This window comes from Pseudomonas sp. PS01303, assembly GCF_029959385.1.
Taxonomy (GTDB): Bacteria; Pseudomonadota; Gammaproteobacteria; order Pseudomonadales; family Pseudomonadaceae; genus Aquipseudomonas; species Aquipseudomonas rustica.
Genome location: NZ_JASCPK010000061.1, coordinates 1 through 26,026 on the forward strand (window position 1 = coordinate 1; position 26,026 = coordinate 26,026).

Annotated in this window: 21 protein-coding genes; 15 read left to right on the plus strand and 6 right to left on the minus strand. The window is 59.5% G+C overall.

Features of this window, described 5'->3' with window-relative positions; genetic code table 11:
• The first annotated feature begins 147 nt into the window (after positions 1–147).
• Both QMX93_RS17160 and QMX93_RS17165 read left to right on the plus strand, forming a co-directional pair.
• On the plus strand, positions 148–1,275 hold the full coding sequence (locus QMX93_RS17160; protein ID WP_282357270.1) for an FAD-binding oxidoreductase: 1,128 nt from the start codon (positions 148–150) through the stop codon (positions 1,273–1,275).
• Positions 1,276–1,368: 93 nt separating this feature from the next.
• Entirely contained in the window at positions 1,369–1,995 is a 627-nt protein-coding gene (locus tag QMX93_RS17165) for a PAS domain-containing protein (protein WP_064393297.1), read from the plus strand.
• A 101-nt stretch (positions 1,996–2,096) separates the two neighbouring features.
• On the opposite strand, the gene QMX93_RS17170 is transcribed toward QMX93_RS17165, so the two are convergent.
• The 6 genes from QMX93_RS17170 to QMX93_RS17195 form a co-directional block, all read right to left on the minus strand.
• The gene (locus tag QMX93_RS17170) at positions 2,097–2,873 is read right to left on the minus strand and encodes an ABC transporter substrate-binding protein (RefSeq protein WP_282357276.1); all 777 of its coding nucleotides are present in this window, start codon (positions 2,871–2,873) and stop codon (positions 2,097–2,099) included.
• A gap of 240 nt (positions 2,874–3,113) precedes the next feature.
• The gene (gene moaE, locus QMX93_RS17175; RefSeq protein ID WP_016771590.1) at positions 3,114–3,566 is read right to left on the minus strand and encodes a molybdopterin synthase catalytic subunit MoaE; all 453 of its coding nucleotides are present in this window, start codon (positions 3,564–3,566) and stop codon (positions 3,114–3,116) included.
• A 3-nt stretch (positions 3,567–3,569) separates the two neighbouring features.
• On the minus strand, positions 3,570–3,812 hold the full coding sequence (gene moaD, locus QMX93_RS17180) for a molybdopterin converting factor subunit 1 (protein WP_282357278.1): 243 nt from the start codon (positions 3,810–3,812) through the stop codon (positions 3,570–3,572).
• A complete protein-coding gene (gene moaC, locus QMX93_RS17185) occupies positions 3,809–4,282 on the minus strand; it encodes a cyclic pyranopterin monophosphate synthase MoaC (protein WP_212544017.1) in 474 nt (157 codons plus the stop codon). Before moaC ends, moaD begins: the two co-directional genes overlap by 4 nt.
• A gap of 240 nt (positions 4,283–4,522) precedes the next feature.
• Positions 4,523–5,917: a PhoH family protein gene (locus QMX93_RS17190; protein WP_053117311.1), complete on the minus strand. Its 1,395-nt coding sequence runs from the start codon at positions 5,915–5,917 to the stop codon at positions 4,523–4,525.
• A 337-nt stretch (positions 5,918–6,254) separates the two neighbouring features.
• A complete protein-coding gene (locus tag QMX93_RS17195; RefSeq protein ID WP_282357280.1) occupies positions 6,255–7,379 on the minus strand; it encodes a polysaccharide deacetylase family protein in 1,125 nt (374 codons plus the stop codon).
• Between the two features lie 320 nt (positions 7,380–7,699).
• Between QMX93_RS17195 and yaaA the strand changes: the two genes are divergently transcribed.
• The 13 genes from yaaA (at position 7,700) to QMX93_RS17260 (ending at position 25,992) form a co-directional block, all read left to right on the plus strand.
• Positions 7,700–8,479 carry a peroxide stress protein YaaA gene (gene yaaA, locus QMX93_RS17200; RefSeq protein ID WP_282357282.1) on the plus strand — a complete coding sequence of 260 codons (780 nt, stop codon included), beginning with the start codon at positions 7,700–7,702 and terminating at the stop codon, positions 8,477–8,479.
• An 808-nt stretch (positions 8,480–9,287) separates the two neighbouring features.
• Positions 9,288–10,604, plus strand: coding sequence for a UDP-glucose/GDP-mannose dehydrogenase family protein (locus QMX93_RS17205; RefSeq protein WP_008087506.1), 1,317 nt, complete (start codon positions 9,288–9,290; stop codon positions 10,602–10,604).
• An 85-nt stretch (positions 10,605–10,689) separates the two neighbouring features.
• Positions 10,690–12,171, plus strand: coding sequence for a mannuronan synthase (gene alg8 / locus QMX93_RS17210; RefSeq protein WP_282357287.1), 1,482 nt, complete (start codon positions 10,690–10,692; stop codon positions 12,169–12,171).
• A 35-nt stretch (positions 12,172–12,206) separates the two neighbouring features.
• Positions 12,207–13,376 carry an alginate biosynthesis protein Alg44 gene (locus QMX93_RS17215; RefSeq protein WP_282357288.1) on the plus strand — a complete coding sequence of 390 codons (1,170 nt, stop codon included), beginning with the start codon at positions 12,207–12,209 and terminating at the stop codon, positions 13,374–13,376.
• Between the two features lie 9 nt (positions 13,377–13,385).
• A complete protein-coding gene (gene algK / locus QMX93_RS17220; RefSeq protein WP_276514715.1) occupies positions 13,386–14,894 on the plus strand; it encodes an alginate biosynthesis TPR repeat lipoprotein AlgK in 1,509 nt (502 codons plus the stop codon).
• A complete protein-coding gene (locus QMX93_RS17225) occupies positions 14,891–16,372 on the plus strand; it encodes an alginate export family protein (RefSeq protein WP_159812214.1) in 1,482 nt (493 codons plus the stop codon). Before algK ends, QMX93_RS17225 begins: the two co-directional genes overlap by 4 nt.
• A 26-nt stretch (positions 16,373–16,398) precedes the next feature.
• A complete protein-coding gene (gene algG / locus QMX93_RS17230) occupies positions 16,399–17,985 on the plus strand; it encodes a mannuronan 5-epimerase AlgG (protein ID WP_282357291.1) in 1,587 nt (528 codons plus the stop codon).
• Between the two features lie 10 nt (positions 17,986–17,995).
• Positions 17,996–19,456, plus strand: coding sequence for an alginate O-acetyltransferase (locus tag QMX93_RS17235; RefSeq protein ID WP_053117297.1), 1,461 nt, complete (start codon positions 17,996–17,998; stop codon positions 19,454–19,456).
• A gap of 8 nt (positions 19,457–19,464) precedes the next feature.
• Positions 19,465–20,589 carry a mannuronate-specific alginate lyase gene (locus QMX93_RS17240; protein WP_053117295.1) on the plus strand — a complete coding sequence of 375 codons (1,125 nt, stop codon included), beginning with the start codon at positions 19,465–19,467 and terminating at the stop codon, positions 20,587–20,589.
• Between the two features lie 338 nt (positions 20,590–20,927).
• On the plus strand, positions 20,928–22,493 hold the full coding sequence (locus QMX93_RS17245; protein ID WP_282357294.1) for an MBOAT family protein: 1,566 nt from the start codon (positions 20,928–20,930) through the stop codon (positions 22,491–22,493).
• A 10-nt stretch (positions 22,494–22,503) separates the two neighbouring features.
• Positions 22,504–23,679: an alginate O-acetyltransferase gene (locus QMX93_RS17250; RefSeq protein ID WP_282357295.1), complete on the plus strand. Its 1,176-nt coding sequence runs from the start codon at positions 22,504–22,506 to the stop codon at positions 23,677–23,679.
• Positions 23,680–23,693: 14 nt separating this feature from the next.
• Positions 23,694–24,350, plus strand: coding sequence for an alginate O-acetyltransferase AlgF (locus QMX93_RS17255; protein WP_105705573.1), 657 nt, complete (start codon positions 23,694–23,696; stop codon positions 24,348–24,350).
• A 190-nt stretch (positions 24,351–24,540) separates the two neighbouring features.
• On the plus strand, positions 24,541–25,992 hold the full coding sequence (locus QMX93_RS17260; RefSeq protein ID WP_159812211.1) for a mannose-1-phosphate guanylyltransferase/mannose-6-phosphate isomerase: 1,452 nt from the start codon (positions 24,541–24,543) through the stop codon (positions 25,990–25,992).
• Positions 25,993–26,026 lie beyond the last annotated feature (34 nt).

A 26,026-nucleotide genomic window follows, 5' to 3' on the forward strand; every position in this document is an offset into this window, starting at 1 on the left:
GCCGAAGGCTGCGATCTTTTGATCTTGATCCTGAAAAAAACAAGATCAAAAGATCGCAGCCTTCGGCAGCTCCTACAGGGATCGCATTCTGATTGGGGAGTTGCCAATGGCAGATCCCAGAGAGCCACGATAGCTTTGGAGTTTTTCATGAGCCAGGCAGATTTCATCATCATCGGCGGCGGGATTGCCGGCGCTTCCACCGGGTTCTGGCTGTCGCCGCAGGCTAAAGTCATCGTGCTCGAACGTGAGTCGCACCCGGCCTATCACTCCACCGGACGCTCCGCCGCACTGTTCACCGCTGCCTACGGTACGCCGCAAGTCCGCGCCCTGACCCAAGCCAGCCGCGCATTCTTCGATAATCCACCCAGCGGTTTCTGCGAACACCCACTGCTGACCCCACGTGGCGAAATGACCGTGGACTTCACCGGTGACAACGCCGAACTCAACAACCAATACCTCAGCGCCAAAGCCACCGTGCCTGAGATGCAACTGCTCACTGCCGACGAAGCCTGCGCGCGCCTGCCAATCCTGCGTCGGGAAAAAGTCCACGGCGCGATCTACGACCCGAGCGCCAGCGACATCGACACCGATGCCCTGCATCAGGGCTACCTGCGCGGCATCCGTCGCAACCACGGCGAAGTGCATACCGACTGCGAAGTGCTCGGCCTGAGCCGCGACGCCGACGGCCTCTGGCACGTACAAACCAACGGCCAGAACTTTAGCGCGCCAGTGATCATCAACGCCGCCGGCGCCTGGGCTGACAAGATCGGCGCACTGGCCGGCGCCAAGCCGCTGGGCCTGCAACCGAAACGCCGCGCCGCCTTTATCTTTGCCGGCCCCGAAGGCGTCGACATTCATCACTGGCCGATGCTGGTCAGCCTCGACGAATCCTTCTATATGAAACCCGATGCCGGCATGTTCCTCGGCTCACCGGCCAACGCCGATCCGGTCGAACCCCACGACGTGCAACCGGAAGAACTGGACATTGCCATGGGCATTTACCAGATCGAAGAAGCCACCACGCTGACCATCCGCCGCCCGACCCGCACCTGGGCCGGCCTGCGCAGTTTCGTCGCCGACGGTGATTTGCTTAGCGGTTTCGATCCGCAGGTGCCAGGGCTGTTCTGGGTCGCGGCGCAGGGTGGTTACGGCATTCAGACTTCACCGGCGATGGGCCAGGCCAGCGCGGCGCTGGTTCGTGGCGAACCTCTGCCCGAGCACTTGCGCAACTTCGGCCTGACCAGCGCCATGCTCTCCCCTGCCCGCCTCGCTTGAATGCCCGTCAGGATGACTCGCTCAACGGATTGCGGCACACTCGCAGCGCCTCCTGTTCACGGGGGCGCTGACGCTGCCTGGAGCTCCACTGTCATGACCGCCCCCGAATTCGATCCGGCGCTGGATAACTTCCGCGCCATCGCCGACGCCATCGCCACGCTGTTCTTTCCGCACGCCGAAGTGGTGCTGCACGACCTGCGCACGCAGAAGGTCGATTACATCGCCAACAACCTGTCGAAACGCGAGATTGGTGACGACTCATCGCTGGAAGACATGCTCAGCGAGGACGTCAGCGACAGGAACATTGGCCCGTACGAAAAGCTCAACTGGGACGGTCAGAAGATTCGCAGCCTGAGCAGCGTCCTGCGCGACAGCGAAGGTTTGCCGTTGGCGGTGCTGTGCATCAATCTGAATATTTCGCTGTTCGAGAATGCCAAGGCGGCGCTGGATCTGTTCCTGTCGCCGAGCAAACTGATCCCGCAGCCGGATTCACTGTTTCGCGATGACTGGCAGGAACGCATCAACACCTTCCTCCACGCCTGGCTGCGCGAGCGGCAGTTGAGCCTGAATGTGCTGACCCGCGATCACAAACGCGAACTGGTGCTGGCGCTGCACGCCGAGGGCGCGTTCAAGGGCAAGAGCGCCTCGAACTACGTGGCCAATGTGCTGAACATGGGGCGGGCGACGGTGTACAAGCATTTGAAGGAAATGAAGGGCTAGAGATTTGCGGTGATTTCTCTGACGCCATCGCGAGCAGGCTCACTCCTACAAGGGGAACGCATTCCAAATGTAGGAGTGAGCCTGCTCGCGAAAGCGGACTATCAGTCGCCGTAAATGTCGGACTTGAAATACTTCTCGGAAATCTTCTGATACTCGCCACTCGCGCGAATACCATCAATCGCGCCATTCAACTGGCTGACCAGTTCCGCATTGCCCTTGCGCACCGCAATCCCCGCGCCCTCGCCGACGTACTTCGGATCCTTCAACTCAGGCCCGACAAACGCATAGCCCTTGCCGCGCGGCATCGTCAAAAAGTCATTCAGCGGAATGGTGTCAGCGAAAATCGCATCCAGCCGCCCCGCCGCCAGATCCATGTAAATCTCTTCGTTGTTGCTGTAGCGCTTGACGTTGATGCCCTTCGGTTCGAACACCTCGGTGGCGTAACGATCAGTGGTGGTCGCACGCTGCACGCCAACGTTCTTGCCCTTGAGGCTGGCGTACTGATCATCAACGCTGGCGCCTTCCTTCATCACCAGGCGCGACGAAGTGAAGTAATACTTGTGGGTGAAATCCACCGACTTCTTGCGGTCTTCGTTGATGGTCATCGACGACAGCGCCATGTCGATCTTCTTCACTTTCAGCGAAGGAATCAGACCGTCGAACTCACCTTCGACCCACACGCACTTGACCTTCATCTGCGCGCACAGGGCGTTGCCGATGTCGTAGTCGAAGCCGACGATCTCGCCCTTGTCGGTTTTCGAGGCGAATGGCGGGTAAGCGGCTTCGATGCCGATGCGCAGGGTTTGCTCGGCGGCGAACACGCTGGCGCAGGACAACAGGCTGAGGGCCAGACCGGTGATGAGGGGGAGTTTCTTCATGTTCGTTCTCTCGCGGGTTGTTGTTGGTTTGGCAAGAAAGAGCTGAATCGGAGGGAGATGTTTTTTGTACTTATAAATCCATATTGGACTTATATGTATAGCCAGTCAATCGGGCAGAGAGAGAGGTTTTTGGTGTTGCAGATGACGTCATCGCGAGCAGGCTCACTCCTACAGGGGGAACGCATTCCAACTGTAGGAGTGAGCCTGCTCGCGATAGCGGATTTAAAGGCGCTAGAGGAATTACTTTTTCCAGCGATCCGCCGCCGCATGATCACTGTCCCGCCCTTCAACCCAACGCGGGCCGTCGCTGGTGTTTTCTTTCTTCCAGAACGGTGCACGGGTTTTCAAGTAGTCCATGACAAAAGCGCAGGCATCGAATGCGGCCTGACGATGGGCACTGGCGGCGCCGACGAACACGATCGGCTCGCCCGGCTCGAGCGCGCCGATGCGATGCAGCACCTCCAGTTTCAGCAGCGGCCAGCGCTGCTCGGCTTCGACGGCGATTTTTCCGAGGGCTTTTTCGGTCATGCCCGGATAGTGTTCTAGGAACATCCCCGCCACATCCAGTCCATCGTTGAAGTCGCGCACGTAGCCGACAAAACTCACCACCGCGCCAACACCGACGTTGGCCGCGTGCATCGCGTTGACTTCAGCGCCCGGGTCGAACGGCGTGGCCTGCACACGAATCGCCATGGCTCAGCCTCCGGTCACGGTGGGGAAAAACGCCACTTCGTCGCCATCGACCACCGGCTCGTCGAGCTGGCAGAGGTCTTCGTTGCGTGCGCACATCAGGTTCTGCTCGCTCAGAACTTCAGCGCCATCCCGTTGCGCAAGCAATGCACGCACGTCATCGACGGTGGCGAAATCGCCTTCAATCTTCAGCGAATCCACGCCCAGCGCTTCACGGTAACGGGCAAAAAACCTCACGGTCAGGTTCATGGCTGCTCCGCTTGAAAGTGCCCGCTCTTGCCGCCGACCTTCTCCAGCAGACGCACGCTTTCAATGGTCATGCCGCGATCGACGGCTTTGCACATGTCGTAGATGGTCAGGGCGGCGACGCTGGCGGCGGTCAGTGCTTCCATCTCGACGCCGGTCTGCCCGGACAGTTTGCAACGGGCGACGATGCGCACGGTGTCTGCGCCGTCAGCGCTGAGTTCGACTTTGACGCCGGTAAGCATCAGCGGGTGGCACAGGGGAATCAGATCGCTGGTTTTCTTCGCCGCTTGAATGCCGGCAATGCGCGCCACGGCAAACACGTCACCCTTAGGATGGCCGCCGCTGACGATCATCTGCAGCGTTTCGGGGAGCATGCGCACCAGCGCTTGGGCCGTCGCTTCACGGAACGTCACGGCTTTTTCGGTGACGTCGACCATGTTGGCGCGACCTTGGGAATCGAGATGAGTCAGCACGGGATTACTCCTGATCAGGAGCGGGGATTGTAAACCTGCGGGTCAAATTTCTGCGAGTGAGATTACCGTCACCCCGCAAATCCTTTGTAGGAGCAAGGCTTGCCCGCGAAAGGGATATGTCAGGTGAATAATGGCCGACTGACACTCCCTCTTCGCGGGCAAGCCTTGCTCCTACGGGATTGGTGGTGGCCATAAAAAACCGGGCGGTTTTGGGGCCGCCCGGTTTTGGTTGTGATGCAGTTACAGGTGGGTTTCGGCGTATTCAGCCAGGATCGAGCGAGGCACCCCTTGCAGGGTGATGTGCACACCGTTCGGGAAATCCTTGAAGCGTTCGGTCAGGTAGGTCAGCCCGGAGCTGGTCGCGGACAGGTAAGGGGTGTCGATCTGTGCGAGGTTGCCCAGGCACACCACTTTCGAACCGGCGCCGGCACGGGTGATGATGGTTTTCATCTGGTGCGGTGTGAGGTTTTGGCATTCGTCGATCAGGATCAGGCTCTGCTGGAAGCTGCGACCACGAATGTAGTTGAGCGATTTGAACTGCAGCGGCACTTTGCTGAGGATGTAGTCGACGCTGCCATGGGTGTTTTCGTCATCCATGTGCAAGGCTTCGAGGTTGTCGGTGATGGCGCCCAGCCAAGGCTCCATTTTTTCCGCTTCGGTGCCGGGTAGGAAGCCGATTTCCTGATCCAGGCCCTGCACACTGCGAGTGGCGATGATGCGACGATAACGCTTGCTGACCATGGTCTGCTCGATCGCAGCGGCCAGCGCCAGAATGGTTTTACCGGAGCCTGCCGCACCCGACAGGTTGACCAGATGAATGTCCGGGTCGAGCAGCGCGTACAGCGCCAGACTTTGATAGATGTCGCGCGGTTTCAGCCCCCACGCTTCCTGGTGCAGCAACGGTTCCTGGTGCAGGTCGAGAATCAGCAGGCGGTCTTCTTCAATCTCCTTGATCCAGCCGACGAAGCCCTGTTCATCAATGATGAACTCGTTGATGTGCACGGCCGGCAGGTTGTCGATCAGTTGTACCTGGTGCCAGGTGCGGCCGTGATCCTGACGGGTTTCGACCTTGCTCACGCGGTCCCAGAAGGAGCCGGTCATGTTGTGGTAGCCGTTCGGCAACAGGGACACGTCGTCGACCAGTTGGTCGGTGCTGTAGTCCTCGGAGGCGATACCGCAGGCACGCGCCTTGAGGCGCATGTTGATGTCTTTGGTGACCAGCACCACCGGTTTTTTCGGGTCGCGGGTGTGCAGGTCGATCAGTTGGTTGATGATTTTGTTGTCGTTCAGATGCTCGGGCAGAATCAGGTTCGATTCGGCCTGCTTGCTCATCAGAATTGACAGCAAGCCCTTCGGCCCGCCCTTGCCGCGCTGGATCGGCACACCCAGTTCGACATCTTCCGGGGACGCATCGCCCAGGGTTTTGTCGATCAGCCGGATGGCCTGTCGGCATTCAGCGGCCACGCTGTGATGCCCGCTCTTGAGCTTGTCCAGCTCTTCAAGCACGGTCATCGGGATCGCGACGTGGTGTTCTTCGAAATTCAGCAGGGCGTTTGGATCGTGAATCAATACGTTGGTATCGAGTACATACAGGATTGGCTGGTTGGAGGAAGGGCTACGTCCGTGATCATCCATACTCGGTCACCTATGTCAGAGCCAGTAGACGCAATACCTGAGCGGTGCTGCGCCTCGAAGTGACTGCCGAAATCTCACCTGCGGAGATTCAAGTGACTGCAAACAAACGGGTCTTGGAAGACGCCACCTGTGTTGCAGGTTTCGGCGGTCTGTCTTCGTAATACTCCAAAACCGATGACATAAAAAAGTACTTTGACGGTTTTTTTAAGTTTATTTTGCAAAGTGACGAAAAGCCCTTGGCGGACTCCGTCGACACCGTTAGAGTCGGAAGTCCACCTGCAGCAAATTCTCTGAAAAAATCACCCCAAGCCCAATGTTTCCGGGCTTTTAGCGTTTCTCAGCGAAACGCGTCCTGACAGTCTTCCCAACCGATGCCGCTCTGCGCGGTTTGCGTGATCAGCCACGGCAACGAGGTCTTCACCGCGTCCTGTTTCATATTGAAATTGATCACCCCGTGACGCCACAACAGCATCAGGGTCAGCACCCGTTGCGCGCTCGGCGTGCCCTTGAGTTTGCCGGCACCGTCCTGAGCATCAATGTCCCACAGCGCCACTTGCAGGCCCTGAGTGTTGAAGAAACCTTGCGCATCACCGCGGCGCTGGCCGTCCGGCGGACGGAACAGCGGTACGTAGTTTTCCGGCAGTTTGTTCTTCACCAGATCGGCGCTGCGCCGCACGGAATCCTGCCAGTCCTGCCAGTGGCTGTGGGAGCGGAACTCCCAGCCCTGCACGCCGACGCACTGTCTGGAGAACTCGGTTTGCAGGCTGCTCACCGACCGATCGCTCAGGCGTGCCTGAATATCCTTGCCCAACACAAAGAACGTGCCGCTCAGATTGGCTTTGCGCAGGTAGCCGGTGAGCCAGTCGGTATTGTCCGGTTGCAGATTCGCGGCGCTGTCGAAAGTCAGCAGAAACAGCCGGTCGTGCATCTCGTCGCCGTTGCGCTCGTAGTCGCCGAAACGATCGACTTCGCTGCTGGTCTGCGGAAACAGCGCGGCCTTGCGCATCAGTTCATCGAGATACTGCACATGAAAGATCCGGCTCGGCTCGGCCCACTTGGTGTAATAGCTGTCATCGCTGACGACGAATTTGGCGGCTTGCTCGCGCAGGGTCGGCAGGTCTTCGACGAGGAAGCAGAACGAGGCGTCCTGATCACAGCTTTGCTGGGCGTAGTTGTAGTTGGCCAACAGGCGCTGCCAGAGGCGCTGACGCAGGCTGTTGACCGCGTCGATATTCACCGTGCGCAGGCCGAGGCGCTGGGCCAGCGCGGTTTCGTCCAGCGCTTCGGTGCCGAGCAGGCCACGGGCGAACATGAGGATTTCGGCACGCGAGGCGACGTCGAACAGCGTCGGGCTGCTGAGCTGCTCCGGCCAGGTGCTGCGATCCAGCGTCGCCACATCGCCCGGCGCCGCAGCGGCACCGAAGCTCAACAGCCACGCGGTGAATAAAAGAACAATGCGCAAAGGGGCGTCTCCATAACAAAACCCGCGCGGCACTATATCGCGGGTGGATCAAAAGAAAGATCAAAAGATCGCAGCCTTCGGCAGCTCCTACCTGTACCTCCATTGAATCATTGCGATGATCGTTCCCACGCTCTGCGTGGTAACGCCTCCCCGGACGCTCCGCGTCCAGCTCGACGGTGACGCGGAGCGTCACAGGCGGCATTCCCACGCAGAGCGTGGGAACGATCATCGCCAAGCCGTCGATCACCTATCACGCTCATAGCTGGAGTCAACTCGGACAACCCCCTAGAATCGCCCCCACGATTAAAGGAGACGACTTCATGCTGATGGTGATTTCCCCCGCCAAGACCCTCGATTACGAAACACCGCCGGCGACCCAGCGCTTCACCCAGCCGCAATACCTTGACCATTCCCAGGAACTGATCCAGCAATTGCGCGAGCTGACCCCGGCGCAGATCAGCGAACTGATGCACGTGTCCGACAAGATCGGCGGCCTCAACGCCGCGCGTTTCGGCAGCTGGACGCCCGCGTTCACCCCGGAGAACGCCAAGCAGGCGCTGCTCGCCTTCAAGGGCGACGTCTATACCGGCCTCGACGCGCAATCTTTCAGCGAAGCCGATTTCGATTACGCGCAAAAGTACCTGCGCATGCTCTCCGGCCTTTATGGCCTGCTGCGCCCGCTCGACCTGATGCAACCGTATCGCCTGGAAATGGGCACCAAACTGGCCAACGCCCGTGGCAAAGACCTTTACGCCTTCTGGGGCACGCGCATCAGCGAATGGCTGAATGAAGCGCTGGCCGATCAGGGCGACGACGTGCTGCTCAACCTGGCGTCCAACGAATACTTCTCGGCCGTCAAACGCACCGCCCTGAACGCGCGGATCATCAACACCGAGTTCAAGGATCAGAAGAACGGCCAGTACAAGATCATCAGTTTCTACGCGAAGAAAGCGCGTGGCCTGATGAGCCGCTTTGTGATTCAGGAAAAGATCAACGATCCGGCCCAGCTCAAGCAGTTCGATGTGCAGGGTTATCGCTACAGCGCCGAACAATCGAAACCCGACAATCTGGTCTTTCTGCGCGACCACGCCCCCGAATAAAGCATGCCTATTGCACGACTCTTTCTATCAAGAGTCGTGCAGCCTGCACGCTGTCAAAAATTCCCCGCCTTGTTTCGCCATTTTTATGGCGCCAAAAAACAATCCCTGTCTTTTCTAATTTTAGTTTCACTCGACACTGATCATTTTTTTCAGTAGTGGCACCTAACTTTTTTCACAGTAGTGGCACAAAACTATCTAGCGCGATTATGCCCCTATCAATAAAGGGCGAAACGGAAAGTGCTATCAAATTGAGACCAGTGCCATCTTTGCCAATATTTCAAAAAATTTCAGATGGCGCGATGAGCGGACTGGAACTATGTCCAAATGCGTAGTTCATACCACCGGTAACGATTCTCGCCGAGTTTGTACGAGATAACTTACGCGGAGCAGATAGCCATGTAACCAAGTTGTCACAGCAACTTGCCTAGATGACTAACTAGTCTCAAAACAAACGAAGGACAGGAGATACGCAGCATTAATATCCCCTGCAAGGCCATGGCCGCGCCCCTATAAACGTGCTCGCCTGAGCACCAGACCGCTTGATCTACGGGCTTCTCGCCTGACATCGAGCGCGCAAGACGAATGCACCAGAGTCTTCCAGAAAGAAGATCCGCTGCATAACAGGGCAAGTCATAACTATAAGGCCTGGTTGCGCACATCTTGAGTGCACTTATTTAGACACTCGGAACTTTGTATGCCTGCACACGGCATTGTGGCGCCTGTAAGCCGCACTTTCGAGTGCACTAGTGAACGCTGAACACCATTAACTCCGGCCTTCTAAGGCCTGATATATACAGAGGTAATTGCGATGCGCATCAGCATATTTGGTTTGGGTTACGTTGGCGCAGTATGTGCCGGTTGCCTGTCTGCACGTGGCCATGACGTGGTTGGCGTCGATGTTGCCAAAGACAAGATCGACATGATCAACGCTGGCAAATCCCCCATTGTTGAACCGGGCCTGGGCGAACTTCTGCAACAGGGTATCCAGACCGGTCGTCTGCGTGGCACGACCAACTTCGCCGAAGCGATTCGTGACACTGACCTGTCGATGATCTGCGTCGGTACGCCGAGCAAGAAGAACGGCGACCTCGAACTGAACTACATCGAAGCGGTGTGCCGCGAGATCGGTTTTGTTCTGCGTGAAAAAACCACCCGCCACACCATCGTTGTACGCAGCACCGTATTGCCGGGCACTGTTGCCAACGTGGTGATCCCGATTCTCGAAGACTGCTCCGGCAAAAAGGCTGGCGTCGACTTCGGCGTTGCGGTCAACCCTGAGTTCCTGCGTGAATCCACCGCCATCGCCGACTACGACCTGCCACCGATGACCGTCATCGGCGAATTCGACAAGGCTTCGGGCGACGTTCTGCAATCGCTGTACGAAGAACTCGACGCACCGATCATCCGCAAGGACATCGCTGTCGCCGAGATGATCAAGTACACCTGCAACGTCTGGCACGCGACCAAAGTGACCTTCGCCAACGAGATCGGCAACATCGCCAAAGCGGTCGGCGTCGATGGCCGTGAAGTGATGGAAGTGGTCTGCCAGGACAAGACCCTCAACCTGTCCCAGTACTACATGCGCCCGGGCTTCGCCTTCGGCGGTTCGTGCCTGCCGAAAGACGTGCGCGCCCTGACCTACCGCGCCGGTTCCCTGGACGTCGAAGCGCCGCTGCTCAACTCGCTGATGCGCAGTAACGAATCGCAAGTGCAGAACGCCTTCGACATCGTTGAAAGCCACGACAAACGCAAAGTCGCCCTGCTCGGCTTGAGCTTCAAGGCCGGCACCGACGACCTGCGCGAAAGCCCGCTGGTCGAGCTGGCCGAGATGCTGATCGGCAAGGGTTACGACCTGAGCATCTACGACAGCAACGTCGAGTACGCCCGTGTTCATGGCGCGAACAAAGACTACATCGAGTCGAAAATCCCGCACGTATCGTCCCTGCTCAACGCGGACTTCGATTCGGTGATCGACAACTCCGACGTGATCATCCTCGGCAACCGTGACGAGAAATTCCGTGCGCTGGCGCAACAAGCGCCGCATGGCAAACAGGTCATCGACCTGGTCGGCTTCATGGCCAAGGCCACCGACGCTGGCACCCGTACCGAAGGCATTTGCTGGTAAGGCAGCAGCAAGCCTCAAGCTTCAAGCCGCAAGCAAAAGCACCACGCTTGCGGCTTGAAGCCTCCATCACCTTCGGATGACGCTGATGAGCAAGCTCAAACATTTTTTTCTGCAATCCGCCGGCTGGCTTTTTTATCTCAGTCTGCTGATGGGCCTGGCCTTGATGCTGCCCACGTCCACGTTCGACTCCGAGTCGAAGGACTTCATTTTCCTGATTGGCGCCGTGGGTATCTGGCGCTACTCGATGGGTGCAACGCACTTTGTGCGCGGCATGATTTTCCTCTACATCGTTTACCCGCACCTGCGCCGTAAAGTGCGCAAGCTGGGTAAAGCGGCGGATCCGTCGCATGTGTTTCTGATGGTCACCAGTTTCCGTATCGACGCGCTGACCACAGCGCAGGTCTACAGCTCGGTGATCCGCGAAGCCATCGACTGCGAACTGCCGACCACCGTGGTTTGCTCGATCGTGGAAATGTCCGATGAGCTGCTGGTCAAGGCGCTGTGGGCGCGGATGAATCCGCCAGAGCGTGTGAAGCTCGACTTCGTGCGCATTCCCGGCACCGGTAAACGTGATGGCCTGGCCTACGGTTTCCGCGCGATCTCCCGTCACCTGCCGGACGACCGTGCCGTGGTCGCCGTGATCGATGGCGACACCGTGCTCGGCGAAGGCACCGTGCGCAAGACCGTGCCGTGGTTCCAGCTGTTCGGCAACGTCGGCGGCCTGACCACCAACGAATTCTGCGAAGTGCGCGGCGGCTACATCATGAGCGAATGGCACAAGCTGCGTTTCGCCCAGCGCCACATCAACATGTGCTCGATGGCTCTGTCCAAACGCGTGCTGACCATGACCGGGCGTATGTCGGTGTTCAAAGCGTCTGTGGTGACCAACCCGGAATTCATCGCCGACGTTGAAAGCGACTCGCTGCAACACTGGCGTCTGGGCCGTTTCAAGTTTTTGACCGGCGACGACAAGTCGAGCTGGTTCAGCCTGATGCGCCTTGGCTACGACACCTTCTACGTGCCTGACGCGGCGATCAACACCGTTGAACATCCGCCGGAAAAGAGCTTCATCAAGGCCAGCCGCAAACTGATGTTCCGCTGGTACGGCAACAACCTGCGCCAGAACTCGCGTGCGCTGGGTCTGGGTGTGAAACGCCTCGGCGCCTTCACCTCGGTGGTGCTGTTCGACCAGCGCGTATCGATGTGGACGTCATTGCTCGGCCTGACCGTGGCGATCATTGCCAGCTTCAAATACGGCACCGCGTTCATCCTCGTTTACCTGCTGTGGATCGGCATCACCCGCCTGATTCTGACCCTGCTGCTGTCGTGCTCCGGTCACCGGATCGGCCCGGCTTATCCCGCGATTCTTTATTACAACCAGATCGTCGGCGCGCTGGTGAAGATCTACGTGTTCTTCCGCCTCGACCAACAATCCTGGACGCGCCAACCCACATCCCTGACCCGTGATCTCGCCAGCTTTCAACGTTGGTTCAACACCTGGTCGTCTCGGACCATGACCTTCTCCGCCGGCAGCATTTTCGTCGCCGTGCTGCTGATGATGGTCTGACCCGCCCCTATTGAATTAACAAGGAAATCGCCCCTATGAATACCGCCGTCAACGCCAACGTAGTGCATGAATCCGAAGCCCAGCGCCAACACGCCCGCGTGAAAATCCCGGCCAAACTGCGCTTTTTCGGCCCCGACCGGACACCGGTTGAAGCGCGGGTCATCGACCTGTCGGCCGGTGGTCTGGCGTTCAACGCCGGGCAGTTGCCGCTCAAGGCTGGCGACGTGCACAAGGCGCGTCTGCAATTCGTCATCGACAACCTCGGGCTGGCGATGGACGTGGAACTGCAGATCCGTTCTTACGACCGCCAGACCGGCCGCGTCGGTTGCCAGTTTCAGAACCTCGAGCCGCAGGACATTTCCACCCTGCGCCACTTGATCACTTCGCACCTGGCCGGCGACATCGTCAGCATGGGTGAAGTGCTGGCAACGCTGCAGCGCGACAACTTCACCAAGGCGCGCAAAGTGAAGGACGGCGGCTCCGGCATGACCCCGTTCGGTCGACTGAAAGCCGTGACCTTCAGCGCCGGTGTGTTTGTCGTCGGTCTGGTCGCGGCGGGCTTCATTTTCAAATCGGTGTACGGCATGTACTTCGTCAGCCACGCGCAGGCTGGTCTGGTCAGCGTGCCGGGGATGAACATCACCATGCCCCGCGACGGCACCGTGCAGAGCCTGATCAAGTCCGACGGCGTTGCCGCCAAAGGCGCGCCACTGGCGACCTTCAGCACCAGCATGCTCGACGTGCTCAAGGGCCATCTGGAAGAAGATCAACTGTCCCCGGCCAAGGTTGAAGAACTGTTCGGCAAACAAATGACCGGCACCCTGACTTCGCCATGCGATTGCACCGTGGCCCAGCAACTGGTGGCTGACGGTCAATACGCGAGCAAGGGCGACGTGATCTTCCAACTGGTGCCGCGCAACACTCAGGCCACCGTTGATGCGCGCTTCTCCTATCGCCAGTTCGGCGACGTGCGTCCGGGCACTCCGGTGAGCTTCCAGATCGCCGGCGAAGACAAGACCCGCACCGGCAAGATCGTCAGCAGCACCAGCCTGAAAAGCGAAGACCTGTCCTCCGACATCCGCGTGCAGATCAAACCTGACGAGCCGCTCGACAGCAGCCTCGCCGGTCGCCCGGTGGAAGTGAACAGCGACCGTGGCCCGAACCTGAACTGGCTGATCGACAAAGCCATGGCTGCCGGTCTTTAAGTCGAGGACATGCCTGTGACTACTCCACCCATCCTGAAAACACCGCGATCCCTGTGGGAGCTGGCCTGCCGGCGATTGGATCAGCGCGGTGTGTCTGATGTACCGCGCCGCCTGAATCGCGAGCAGGCTCACTCCTACATGGGCACGGTGTGTGCCTTGGCGCTGGCGGTGAGTCTCGCCGGTTGCGCCGGCCTGCCCGATCAGCGTTTGGCCAACGAAGCGCTCAAGCGTGGCGACACTGCCACCGCTGCGCAGAATTATCAGCAACTGGCCGATCTCGGTTACAGCGAGGCGCAAGTCGGCCTCGCCGATATCCAGGTCGACAGCCGCGACCCTGAGCAAATGAAACAGGCCGAAGCGACTTACCGCGCCGCCGCCAGTGTTTCGCCGCGTGCTCAGGCGCGTCTTGGCCGCTTGCTGGTCGCCAAACCGGGTTCCACCGAAGCCGAGCACCACGAAGCCGAAACCCTGCTGAAAAAAGCCGCCGCCAATGGCGAAGGCAACACGTTGATCCCGCTGGCGATGTTGTACCTGCAATACCCGCACAGCTTCCCGAACATCAACGCTCAGCAGCAGATCGATCAGTGGCGCAAATCCGGTTACCCGGAAGCGGGTCTGGCCCAAGTGCTGCTGTATCGCACCCAAGGCACCTACGACCAGCACCTGGATGACGTGGAAAAAATCTGCAAAGCCGCGCTCAATACCACCGACATCTGCTACGTCGAACTGGCCACGGTCTATCAGAAACGTGCCCAGCCAGAACAGCAAGCCGAGCTGATCAAGCAGATGCAGGCCGGCTACAGCCGTGGCACCGTCACCGCCCAGCGCGTCGATTCCGTGGCCCGTGTATTGGCCGATTCGACCCTCGGCAAGCCCGACGAAAAAACCGCGCAGTCGCTGCTTGAGCCGATCGCTCCGGGCTACCCGGCGTCGTGGGTGACCCTCGCGCAATTGCTTTACGACTACCCGGAACTGGGCGACGTCGACCAGATGATGAAGTACCTCGACAACGGCCGCGCCGCCGACCAGCCGCGCGCTGAGCTGTTGCTGGGCAAGCTCTACTACGAAGGCAAAATGGTCCCGGCCGACGCCAAAGTCGCCGAAGAACATTTCCAGAAAGCCGTTGGCCGTGAAGTCGCCGCCGACTACTACCTCGGCCAGATCTATCGCCGTGGCTACCTCGGCAAGGTCTATCCGCAGAAGGCACTCGACCACTTGCTGACCGCTGCGCGCAACGGCCAAAACAGCGCCGACTTCGCCATCGCGCAACTGTTCTCCCAAGGCAAGGGCACCAAGCCCGACCCGCTCAACGCCTACGTCTTCAGCCAACTGGCCAAGGCGCAAAACACCCCGCAAGCCGATGAGCTGGCGACCACTCTCGCCGCGCAATTGCCGCCCGAGCGTCTGGCCGAAGCCCAACGTCTGCTGCAACAGGAGCAAGCCAGCCGTGGCGCTCTGAACCAGAACACGCTGCAACTGCACGCCCTGCAAGAAGAAGACGGCGAGGAAAAATTATGAAGTTGAATCCATTCGTGAAGGCCGGCATTGGCCTCACTTTCGCGCTGATCTGGTCTTGCCCGACACTGGCCGCGATGACTGAAACCAAAAATTTCGGCCTCGAAGTGAAAGTCACCGGCCAGTCCGAAGACGACCGCGACCTCGGCACCGCCAGCGGCGGCGACGTCAACGGCGTCGGCCTCGACCTGCGTCCGTGGATCTACGGCGAAAGCGGCGCGTGGAGCGCCTACGCCATGGGCCAGGCCGTGACCTCGACCGACATCATCGAAACCGACACCCTGCAACAATCCGACGGTGAACAAGCCACCGACAACGGCGATCGCAAAACCAAGAAAAACTACCTGGCGATGCGCGAGTTCTGGGTCGGCTACAGCGGCCTCACGCCATACCCGGGCGAGATGCTCAAGTTCGGTCGCCAGCGCCTGCGCAATGACGACGGCCAATGGCGCGACACCAACATCGAAGCGCTGAACTGGACCTTCGACACCACCCTGTTGCGCGCCAACGCCGGTGTCGCCGAACGCTTCAGCGAATACCGCACCGACTTGAAAGAGCTGGCGCCGAAAGACAAAGATCGCCTGCACGCCTACGCCGATGCCGCTTACCAGTGGACGCCGGGCCAGTGGGTCGGCATTCGTGGTCACCATACCCACGACGACGGCAAACTCGATTACGCCGAGCCGGGTGTCCCGCGCGACTCGCTGGATAAAACCGAGAACGGCGACATCAGCTGGATCGGCCTGACCGCCGACAGCGACGCCTACAACTGGCGCAACACCAACACCGTCAACTACTGGGGCAGCATCACCGGCATGAGCGGCGACCGTGACACGGTCAACGCGCTGAACGCCGATGGCACCCGCCCGGCACAAGCCAAGCGCAGCGATGACGTCAACGGCTGGGCCACCGACATCGGTGTGCGCCTGCGCCTTGATCCGCAATGGCAAGTCGGCGGTGCGTATGCCCGCGCCAGCGCCGATTACGAACAGAATGGTCTGGAGAGCAACCGCTCCAACTACACCGGTACGCGCTCGCGGGTTCACCGTTTCGGCGAAGCCTTCCGTGGCGAAATGAACAACATGCAGACCGCCACGCTGTTCGGTTCGTGGATGGTTAACGACGAGTACGACGCCAGCCTGATCTACCACAAGTTCTGGCGTGTCGACGGCAACAAACCAGTCGGCAGCAACGGCATCAACGCCGTGGAAAACAACACCGACGACGCCACCGGCGCGATCCTTTCCAGCACCTCGCTGCCGCTTGAAGACGGCAACAAGGATCTCGGTCAGGAGATGGATCTGGTCGTCACCAAGTACTTCAAGCAAGGCCTGCTGCCGGCGGCGTTGAGCCAATCGATCGACGAGCCTTCGGCCCTCGTGCGTTTCCGTGGCGGTGTGTTCAAACCGGGCGATGCCTACGGCAAGCAGGTTGATTCGTACATGCACCGCGCGTTCATCGACGTGATCTGGCGCTTCTGATGCAAACCGCCAAGGGAGTGCCCGACATGATCAGCACCAGGATAGGCTCACTCAGCCTGCTGGCCGGCGCGATGCTGCTGGCCAGCGCCGGCGCCTTCGCCAATGTGGAGCCGACGGCGCCGCAACCGGCCAAGCCGGCCACCGTGGCCAAAGAACTGCAACAGGCCAAGACCTACACCGTCAGCAGCGCGCCCACCGACGCGCTGAATCTGGCCGCGCCAAAACTGCCTGACCTGTCCGGCTTCACCGCCGAAGCCGCTGCGGCGAAAATCGTCCGCAGCAAACCGGGCAAGATCAGCGTGCGCCGGATGATGCAGGAAGACGCCCTGAAGGACTTCATCGGCGGCGACAACAAGATGGCCGAATGGGTGGTGCGTCAGCACGGCATCCCGCAGGCGATCTTCGTCGACGACGGCTACATCAACCTCAAGGATCTGGCGCAGAAACTGCCAAAACAGTATTTCAGCGAAACCTCGCCGGGCGTGTACCTGTCGAAGCTGCCGATCGTGGTTGGCCGTAAAGGCATCCTCGAAATCGATGGCCAGACCCAGGAATTGCGCCTGTCGCAAGAGGCCGGTTCGTTCCTGGTCAACGACGGTCAGCTCTTCGTGCGTGACACCAAGATCACTGGCTGGCGCGAGAAGGACAACGGCCCGGCGACCTTCCGTTCGCCGAAAGAATTCCGTCCGTTCCTGCTGGCCTGGGGCGGCACCGAGACCTACATCGTCAACAGCAAGATGGCCAGCTTCGGCTACGCCAACAGTAAGTCGTACGGCGTGAGTATTTCCCAGTACACGCCGAACATGGCCAAGGTGCTCAAGCGCCCTGAGCCGACCGGCTGGATCGTCGGCTCCGAGTTCTCCGACATGTGGTACGGCTTCTACTGCTACGAGACCCGCGACTTCGTGGTCAAGGGCAACACCTACAAAGACAACATCGTTTACGGCATCGACCCGCACGACCGTTCCCACGGCCTGATCATTGCCGAGAACACTGTGCACGGCACGAAGAAGAAGCACGGGATCATTATTTCCCGTGAGGTCAACGACAGCTTCATCTTCAACAACAAGAGCTTCGACAACCACCTCTCGGGCCTGGTGATCGACCGTAACAGCGTCAACAACATCATTGCCTACAACGAGATCTACAAGAACCACACCGACGGCATCACGCTCTACGAGTCCGCCGACAATCTGCTGTGGGGCAACAAGGTCATCAGCAACAAACGCCACGGCATCCGCATTCGTAACAGCGTGAACATCCGCCTTTACGAAAACGTCGCCATGGCCAACGGCCTGACCGGCGTTTACGGCCACATCAAGGACCTGAGCGACACCGACCGTGACATCAAGCTCGACCCGTTCGATGCGCAGGTGTCGCTGATCGTCGTCGGCGGTGAGCTGGCGGCCAACGGCAGCGGCCCGCTGTCGATCGATTCGCCTTTGAGTGTCGAGCTGTATCGCGTGTCGATGCTGGCGCCGACCAAATCCAGCGGCATCAGCTTCAACGGCATCCTCGGCGAGCGCCAGGATGAAATTCTCGACCTGCTGGTGCGCCAGCAGAAAGCCGTGCTGATCGACCCTGTCGAACGCCAGACCGAAATGCAGGACTGAGGATAATTTTATGCACCCACACTTGATCAAATTACTCAGCCTGTCGGCCCTGACCGTGGGCATTCTCGCGGCCAGCAACGGCGCCCGCGCCGATGAAGGCGCCGCCGCCACGCCGCCAAAGTTCAGCGCCGAACCGTGCTGCAACCTGTGCCCGGCCGCCCATGACGCGAAGAACTACACCACGCGTTATCAGCAGAACTTCACCACGCTGGTGCAGGCGCAAGGCGACTGGCTGTTCCGCACTCAGGAAGATTTGCGCACCGAGTTCAACACCACCCCGGCCGGCTACAAACGCCTGCAACAGCTGCACGATGCGTTCAAGGCCAAAGGCGTCGAGCTGGTGATTGTTTATCAGCCAACCCGTGGCCTGGTGAACCGCAACAAGCTCAACCCGCAGGAAAAAGCCGCGTTCGATTACGAGAAAGCGCTGGGCAACTACAAGACCATGCTCGGCCGTTTCGCCAAGATGGGTTACGTCGTACCGGACCTGTCGCCGCTGACCAACGAATCGCTGCCCGACACCCTGCCCGCCCACGATTTCTACTTCCGCGGCGACCAACACTGGACGCCATACGGTGCACAGCGCACGGCGAAAATCGTCGCCGAGAAGGTCAAGCAGATCCCGGCCTTCGCCGACGTGCCCAAGCGTGAATTCGAAACCAAACGCTCCGGACGCATGGGCAAAACCGGCACCCTGCACAACATGGCCGGGCAACTGTGCGGCACCAGTTACGCGATCCAGTACATGGATCAATTCACCACCGAGCCTAAGGGCGAGGCTGGCGACGGCGACCTGTTCGGTGATTCCGGCAACCCGCAAATCACCCTCGTCGGTACGTCGCACAGCGGCAAGAACTACAACTTCGCCGGCTTCCTCGAAGAAGCCATCGGCGCCGACATTCTCAACGTCGCGTTCCCCGGCGGTGGTCTGGAAGGTTCGATGCTGCAGTACCTCGGCAGCGACGAATTTCAGAAGACCCCGCCGAAAATTCTCATCTGGGAATTCTCGCCGCTGTATCGCCTCGATCAGGAGACCATCTATCGCCAGATGATGTCCCTGCTCGACAACGGCTGCGAAGGCAAAGACGCACAGATGTCCGCGAGCACCACGCTCAAGCCGGGCGGCAAACAAGAACTGCTGGTCAACAGCAAGAACCTGAACCTGCAAAACAGCAGCCATCAGGTCGACATCCGCTTCGCCGACCCTTCGGTGAAAACCCTGCAAGCCACCCTCTGGTACATGAACGGTCGCCACGAGGACATCAAGATCGAGAAACCGGAAACCTCCGACACCGACGGTCGTTTCGCCTTTGAGTTGCGCACGGACGAAGACTGGGCCACGCAGAACCTGCTGGCGGTCGAAGTTCAGGGCCCGGAAGCGGGCACCGCGCCACAAAAAGTCGAAGCGAAAATCTGCAAACGCAACGTATTCCCGGGCGCTGGGCAACAAACCGCTCAGGTCGGGCAATGAGGTCTGCTATGCGAAATCCGAAACTCAAAAATCTGTTGGCACCGACGCTGCTGAGCCTGGCGATGTTCGCCGGGGCGACTCAGGCCGCCGCGCCACTGCGTCCACCGCAGGGCTATTTCGCGCCTGTGGATAAATTCAAGACCGGCGACAACAGCGAAGGCTGCGACGCCATGCCGACGCCGTACACCGGGCCGCTGCAATTTCGCAGCAAATACGAAGGCTCGGACAAGGCCCGTTCGACGCTGAATGTGCAGTCGGAAAAAGCTTTTCGCGACACCACCAAAGACATCACCACGCTGGAACGCGGCACCGCCAAACGGGTGATGCAGTTCATGCGCGACGGTCGTCCGGAACAGCTCGACTGCACGCTGAACTGGCTGACCGCGTGGGCCAAGGCCGACGCGTTGATGTCGAAAGACTTCAACCACACCGGCAAGTCGATGCGCAAATGGGCGTTGGGCAGCATGGCCTCTTCATACATTCGCCTGAAATTCTCCGACTCGCATCCGCTGGCGCAGCATCAGCAGGAAGCGCAGGTGATCGAAGCGTGGTTCAGCAAAATGGCCGATCAGGTGGTCAGCGATTGGGACAACCTGCCGCTGGAAAAAACCAACAATCACTCGTACTGGGCCGCATGGTCGGTGATGGCGACCTCGGTCGCGACCAACCGCCGCGACCTGTTTGACTGGGCGGTGAAGGAATACAAGGTCGGCGCCAATCAGGTCGATGCCGACGGTTACCTGCCGAACGAACTCAAGCGCCAGCAACGCGCCCTCGCCTATCACAACTACGCCCTGCCGCCGCTGGCGATGATCGCCAGTTTCGCTCAGGTCAACGGGGTCGATTTGCGCCAGGAAAACAACGGTGCGCTGAAGCGTCTCGGTGATCGGGTGTTGTCGGGGGTGAAAGATCCGGATGAATTCGAGAAGAAGAACGGCAAAGAGCAGGACATGACCGACTTGAAAGAGGACATGAAATTCGCCTGGCTCGAACCGTTCTGCACGCTCTACACCTGTGCGCCGGATGTCATCGAGAAGAAGCGCGGCATGCAGCCGTTCAAGACCTTCCGCCTCGGCGGCGACCTGACCAAGGTCTACGACCCGTCCCATGAAAAGGGCAACAAAGGTTCTTGAAAGGCGAAAAGCGAAAGCCCCTCACCCTAACCCTCTCCCGGAGGGAGAGGGGACTGACCGAGGTGTTTTTGAGAAATCCGCCGACCTGATACATCGAATCGATCTCAGGTGTTGAAAAACAACCGAGATCAGGCTGCACAGAAATACCGAGTCGATCTCCATTTCTGAAAACCATGGAGATCAGGCTCCCTCTCCCTCCGGGAGAGGGCGGGGGGTGAGGGGCGCGGTCTGACGGCCAGCTCCGACCTCAAGCAAGCACTGTGTCACCCCTCCACTACCACGGGGGGTTTGGGGGGGCTTTGGCCCTTGACTGTTGGTTCAAACATGGAGAGATCGGGATGGTATTTTCATCCAACGTGTTCCTGTTTCTGTTCTTGCCGATCTTTCTCGGCTTGTACTACTTGAGCGGGCAACGCTATCGCAATTTGCTGCTGCTGATCGCCAGCTACGTGTTCTATGCCTGGTGGCGTGTGGACTTCCTCGCGCTGTTCGCCGCCGTCACATTGTGGAACTACTGGATCGGCCTCAAAGTCGGTGCCGCCGGTGTCAGAACCAAACCGGCGCAGCGCTGGCTGTTGCTCGGTGTCGCAGTCGATTTGTGCATCCTCGGCTACTTCAAGTACGCCAACTTCGGCGTCGACAGCATCAACGCGATGATGACGTCGGTCGGTCTGTCGCCGTTCATCCTCACCCACGTGCTGCTGCCGATTGGGATTTCGTTCTACATCTTCGAATCGATCAGCTACATCATCGACGTGTATCGCGGCGACACCCCGGCCACGCGCAACCTGATCGACTTCGCCGCCTTCGTAGCGATCTTCCCGCACTTGATCGCCGGCCCGGTGTTGCGTTTCCGCGACCTCGCCGACCAGTTCAACAACCGCACGCACACCCTCGATAAATTCTCCGAGGGCTGCACGCGGTTCATGCAGGGTTTCATCAAGAAGGTCTTCATCGCCGACACCCTCGCGGTGGTCGCCGACCATTGTTTCGCCCTGCAAAACCCGACCACCGGCGATGCCTGGCTCGGCGCACTGGCCTACACCGCGCAGCTGTATTTCGACTTCTCCGGTTACAGCGACATGGCGATTGGTCTGGGCTTGATGATGGGTTTCCGCTTCATGGAAAACTTCAAACAGCCGTACATCAGCCAGTCGATTACCGAGTTCTGGCGTCGCTGGCACATCAGCCTGTCGACCTGGCTGCGTGACTACCTGTACATCACCCTCGGCGGTAACCGTAAAGGCACGCTGATGACCTATCGCAACCTGTTCCTGACCATGCTTCTTGGTGGTCTGTGGCACGGCGCGAACATCACCTACATCGTCTGGGGCGCCTGGCACGGCATGTGGCTGGCGATTGAAAAAGCGCTGGGCCTGAACACTTCGCCACGCAGCCTCAACCCGATCCGCTGGGCGCTGACCTTCCTGCTCGTGGTGATGGGCTGGGTGATCTTCCGCGCCGAGAACCTGCATGTCGCCGGCCGTATGTACGGCGCAATGTTCAGCTTTGGCGACTGGTCGTTGTCCGAACTCAATCAGGCCAGCCTCACCGGTCTGCAAGTGGCAACTTTGGTTGTGGCGTACGTGACGCTGGCCTTCTTCGGCCTGCGTGATCTGTACACCAACCAGCCGCCGGCCAAGAGCAAACCTGAAGTCAGCGTCGAGGCCAACGGCCCTGCCACGGCGACTCCGGGAATGATCAAAGCCGCACCAGGCGAAAACCCGGCGAGCATCCACGAGCCTGGCTACACCGTCGGCGTCGAAGCCCAGGTGCAACCGGCCTACTGGAGCGCGGACTGGTCGCGCTATGTGATGCGCGGTCTGATCCTGCTGCTGTTCATCGCCTCGATTCTCAAACTCTCGGCGCAAAGCTTCTCGCCGTTCCTTTACTTCCAGTTCTGAGGGATCTGACATGACCCGCTCATTACGCATCTTCTACATCGCCCTGTTCCTGGTGACCCTGTTGGTCTTGGGTCTGTGGTCGGTTCGCAGCTTCTTCGGCTTCAGCACCAATGCCGATGCGACGGTGCTCAACGGTCGATGGACCAAGGCTGTGGAAACGCACTACGACGATGAATTCCCGATCAAGCGTCTGGGCACCAACCTCTGGGCCGCGCTGGATTTCAAACTGTTCAACGAAGGTCGTCCGGGCGTGGTGCTCGGCCGCGATCAGTGGTTGTACAGCGATGAAGAATTCAACCCGATCGTCAACGAAGAGCTGAACCTGCAAGGCAACTACGCGCTGGTCGAAGGCGTGCGCCAGACCCTCAAAGAGAAAGGCGTGAAACTGGTGATGGCAATCGTGCCGGCCAAGGTTCGTCTGTACCCGGAGCATCTGGGTGAAGTGAAACCGGCAAGCATTCACGAAAATCTCTATCAGGATTTCCATGCTCGTGTAGCCGCCGACAAGATCCTCGCCCCTGACCTGCTCATGCAGTTCCAGCAGGCCAAGCAAAGTGGTCAGCAAGTGTTCCTGCGCACCGATACGCACTGGACGCCTGAGGGTGCCGAGGTTGCAGCAAACACTTTGGCGAAAACCATCGCCGACAAGTTCCCGCTCAGCGGCGAGCCGCAACGCTTCGTCACCACGCCAGCGGAGAAGGTCACGCACAAGGGCGATCTGCGCTTGTTCCTGCCGCTCGATCCGCTGTTTGAAAACCTGATGCCGGCGCAAGAGCCGCTGCAAAAGCGCAACACCGTCGCGGCCGGTGATCAGCCTGCCGGTGACGACGCGCTGTTCGCCAGCAATGAAGTGCCGGTGGCACTGGTCGGCACCAGCTACAGCGCCAACCCCAACTGGAACTTCGTCGGTGCCCTGAAACAAGCGCTGCACAGCGACGTGGTGAGCTACGCCGAAGACGGCCACGGCCCGATCCTGCCGATGCTCAGCTACCTGAAAAGCGATGACTTCAAGAACAGCCCGCCACAGGTGCTGATCTGGGAGTTTCCTGAACGATATCTGCCTGTGAACAACGAAATCGGCGACGCCGACCCGCAGTGGGTCGCAGAGCTTAAACAAGCCGGCGCGCGCCAACAAAACGTAGCAATCAACACTAAATCCGAGACGCCCGATCGGGCGCAAAACTGAAAGAGAGGTACACCATGACTTTCACTACTACTCCTCGTCGTCTCGCAAAACGCATTGCACTGGTTGCAGGTCTGAGCGTGTTGTCGGTTCAAGCTTTCGCCGGTGGTGACGCCGCACTTTATGGCCCGACTGCACCGAAAGGCTCGTCCTTCGTGCGTGTCTACAACGCCAGCAACGCTGAAGTCAGCGCCACCGTCGGCAGCACCAACCTGAGCGACGTTGCGCCACTGGCCAGCAGCGACTTCAGCTTCATGCCGGGCGGTGATTACAGCGCCAAAGTCGGCAGCCAGACCCTGCCGGTGAAACTCGCCGGTGACCACTACTACACCCTGGTCAACAACGCTTCCGGCGCGCCGCAACTGATCGAAGAGCCGCCGTTCAAGAACAAGCAGAAATCCCTGGTACGCGTGCAGAACCTCAGCGACAAGCCGCTGACCCTGAAGACCGCCGACGGCAAGACCGACGTGGTGCCGAACGTGGCCGCCAAGGGCCGTGGCGAACGTGAAATCAACCCGGTGAAAGTCAGCCTGGCGCTGTACGAAGGTGACAAGAAAGTCGGCGACGTAAAACCGGTCGCCCTGGAACGCGGTGAAGCGGCGGTGCTGTACGTCACCGGCAGCGGCAGCAGCCTGTCGCCAGTCTGGGTAAAACGCCCGGTGTCGACTCGCTAACAAATTTCCCGAACTGACTCGCTCCCTTGTAGGAGCACGGCTTGCCGGCGAAGGCGTCCTCGAAATCGCCTTCGCTGGCAAGCCAGGCTCCTACAGGGATCGCAGCGACAGTTCGGATACGAAACAAAAACAAGAGTGAAACGACACAGCGTTCGTGCCTCTAACCAATCGATTTTATGGAGTAAACAATATGATTCCGGTGATCTTGTCAGGTGGTAGCGGTTCACGTCTTTGGCCGCTTTCGCGTAAGCAGTTCCCTAAGCAATTCCTCGCCCTGACCGGCGAACACACGCTGTTCCAGCAGACCCTCGAGCGCCTGGTGTTCGAAGGCATGGACACCCCGATCGTGGTCTGCAACAAGGATCACCGCTTCATCGTCAACGAACAGTTGAGCAATCGCAATCTGGAATGCCAGCGCATCCTGATGGAACCGTTCGGCCGCAACACCGCGCCGGCCGTGGCGTTGACCGCGATGATGCTGGTCAATGAAGGTCGCGACGAATTGATGCTGGTGCTGCCGGCTGACCACGTCCTCGAAGACCAGAAAGCCCTGCAACGCGCCCTCGCCCTCGCCACCGTCGCCGCTGAAAACGGCGAAATGGTGCTGTTCGGCGTACCGGCGACCAAACCGGAAACCGGTTACGGCTACATCAAATCCACTGCGGATTCGCTGCTGCCCGAAGGCGTCAGCCGCGTCTCGCACTTCGTCGAAAAACCTGACGTCAAACGCGCTACCGAGTACGTGCAGTCCGGCGGTTACTACTGGAACAGCGGCATGTTCCTGTTCCGCGCCAGCCGCTTCCTCGAAGAGCTGAAAAAGCACGACCCGGACATCTACGACACCTGCCTGCTGACCCTTGAGCGCAGCGAGCAGGATGCCGACACCGTGACGCTGGACGAAGCCACCTTCGCCTGCTGCCCGGACAACTCCATCGACTACTCCGTCATGGAAAAAACCCAGCGCGCCTGCGTGGTGCCGCTGACCGCCGGCTGGAGCGATGTCGGTTGCTGGTCGTCGCTGTGGGAAGTCAACGAGAAAGACGCCAACGGCAACGTCACCAAAGGCGACGTGGTCATCCAGGACAGCAAGAACTGCATGATCCACGGCAACGGCAAACTGGTGTCGGTGATCGGTCTGGAAAACATCGTCGTGGTCGAAACCAAAGACGCCATGATGATTGCCCACAAAGACAAGGTTCAGGGCGTCAAGCAAATGGTCAACACGCTCAACGAGCAGGGTCGCAGCGAAACCCAGAACCACTGCGAAGTCTATCGTCCGTGGGGCTCGTACGACTCGGTGGACATGGGCGGGCGTTTCCAGGTCAAGCACATCTCGGTAAAACCGGGCGCATGCCTGTCGCTGCAGATGCACCACCACCGCGCCGAACACTGGATCGTGGTCAGCGGCACCGCCGAAGTGACCTGCGATGAAAACGTGTTCCTGCTCTGCGAAAACCAGTCGACCTACATCCCGATCGCCTCGGTGCATCGCCTGCGCAACCCGGGCAAGATCCCGCTGGAAATCATCGAAGTCCAGTCGGGCTCGTACCTGGGCGAAGACGATATCGAACGCTTCGAAGACATCTACGGCCGCTCCACCCCGATCGAACGCGGCGTGTCGGTGAAGACCATCGCGCAGTAACTGATCGGCAAAACAAGAAGCCCTCGTCCAGCCC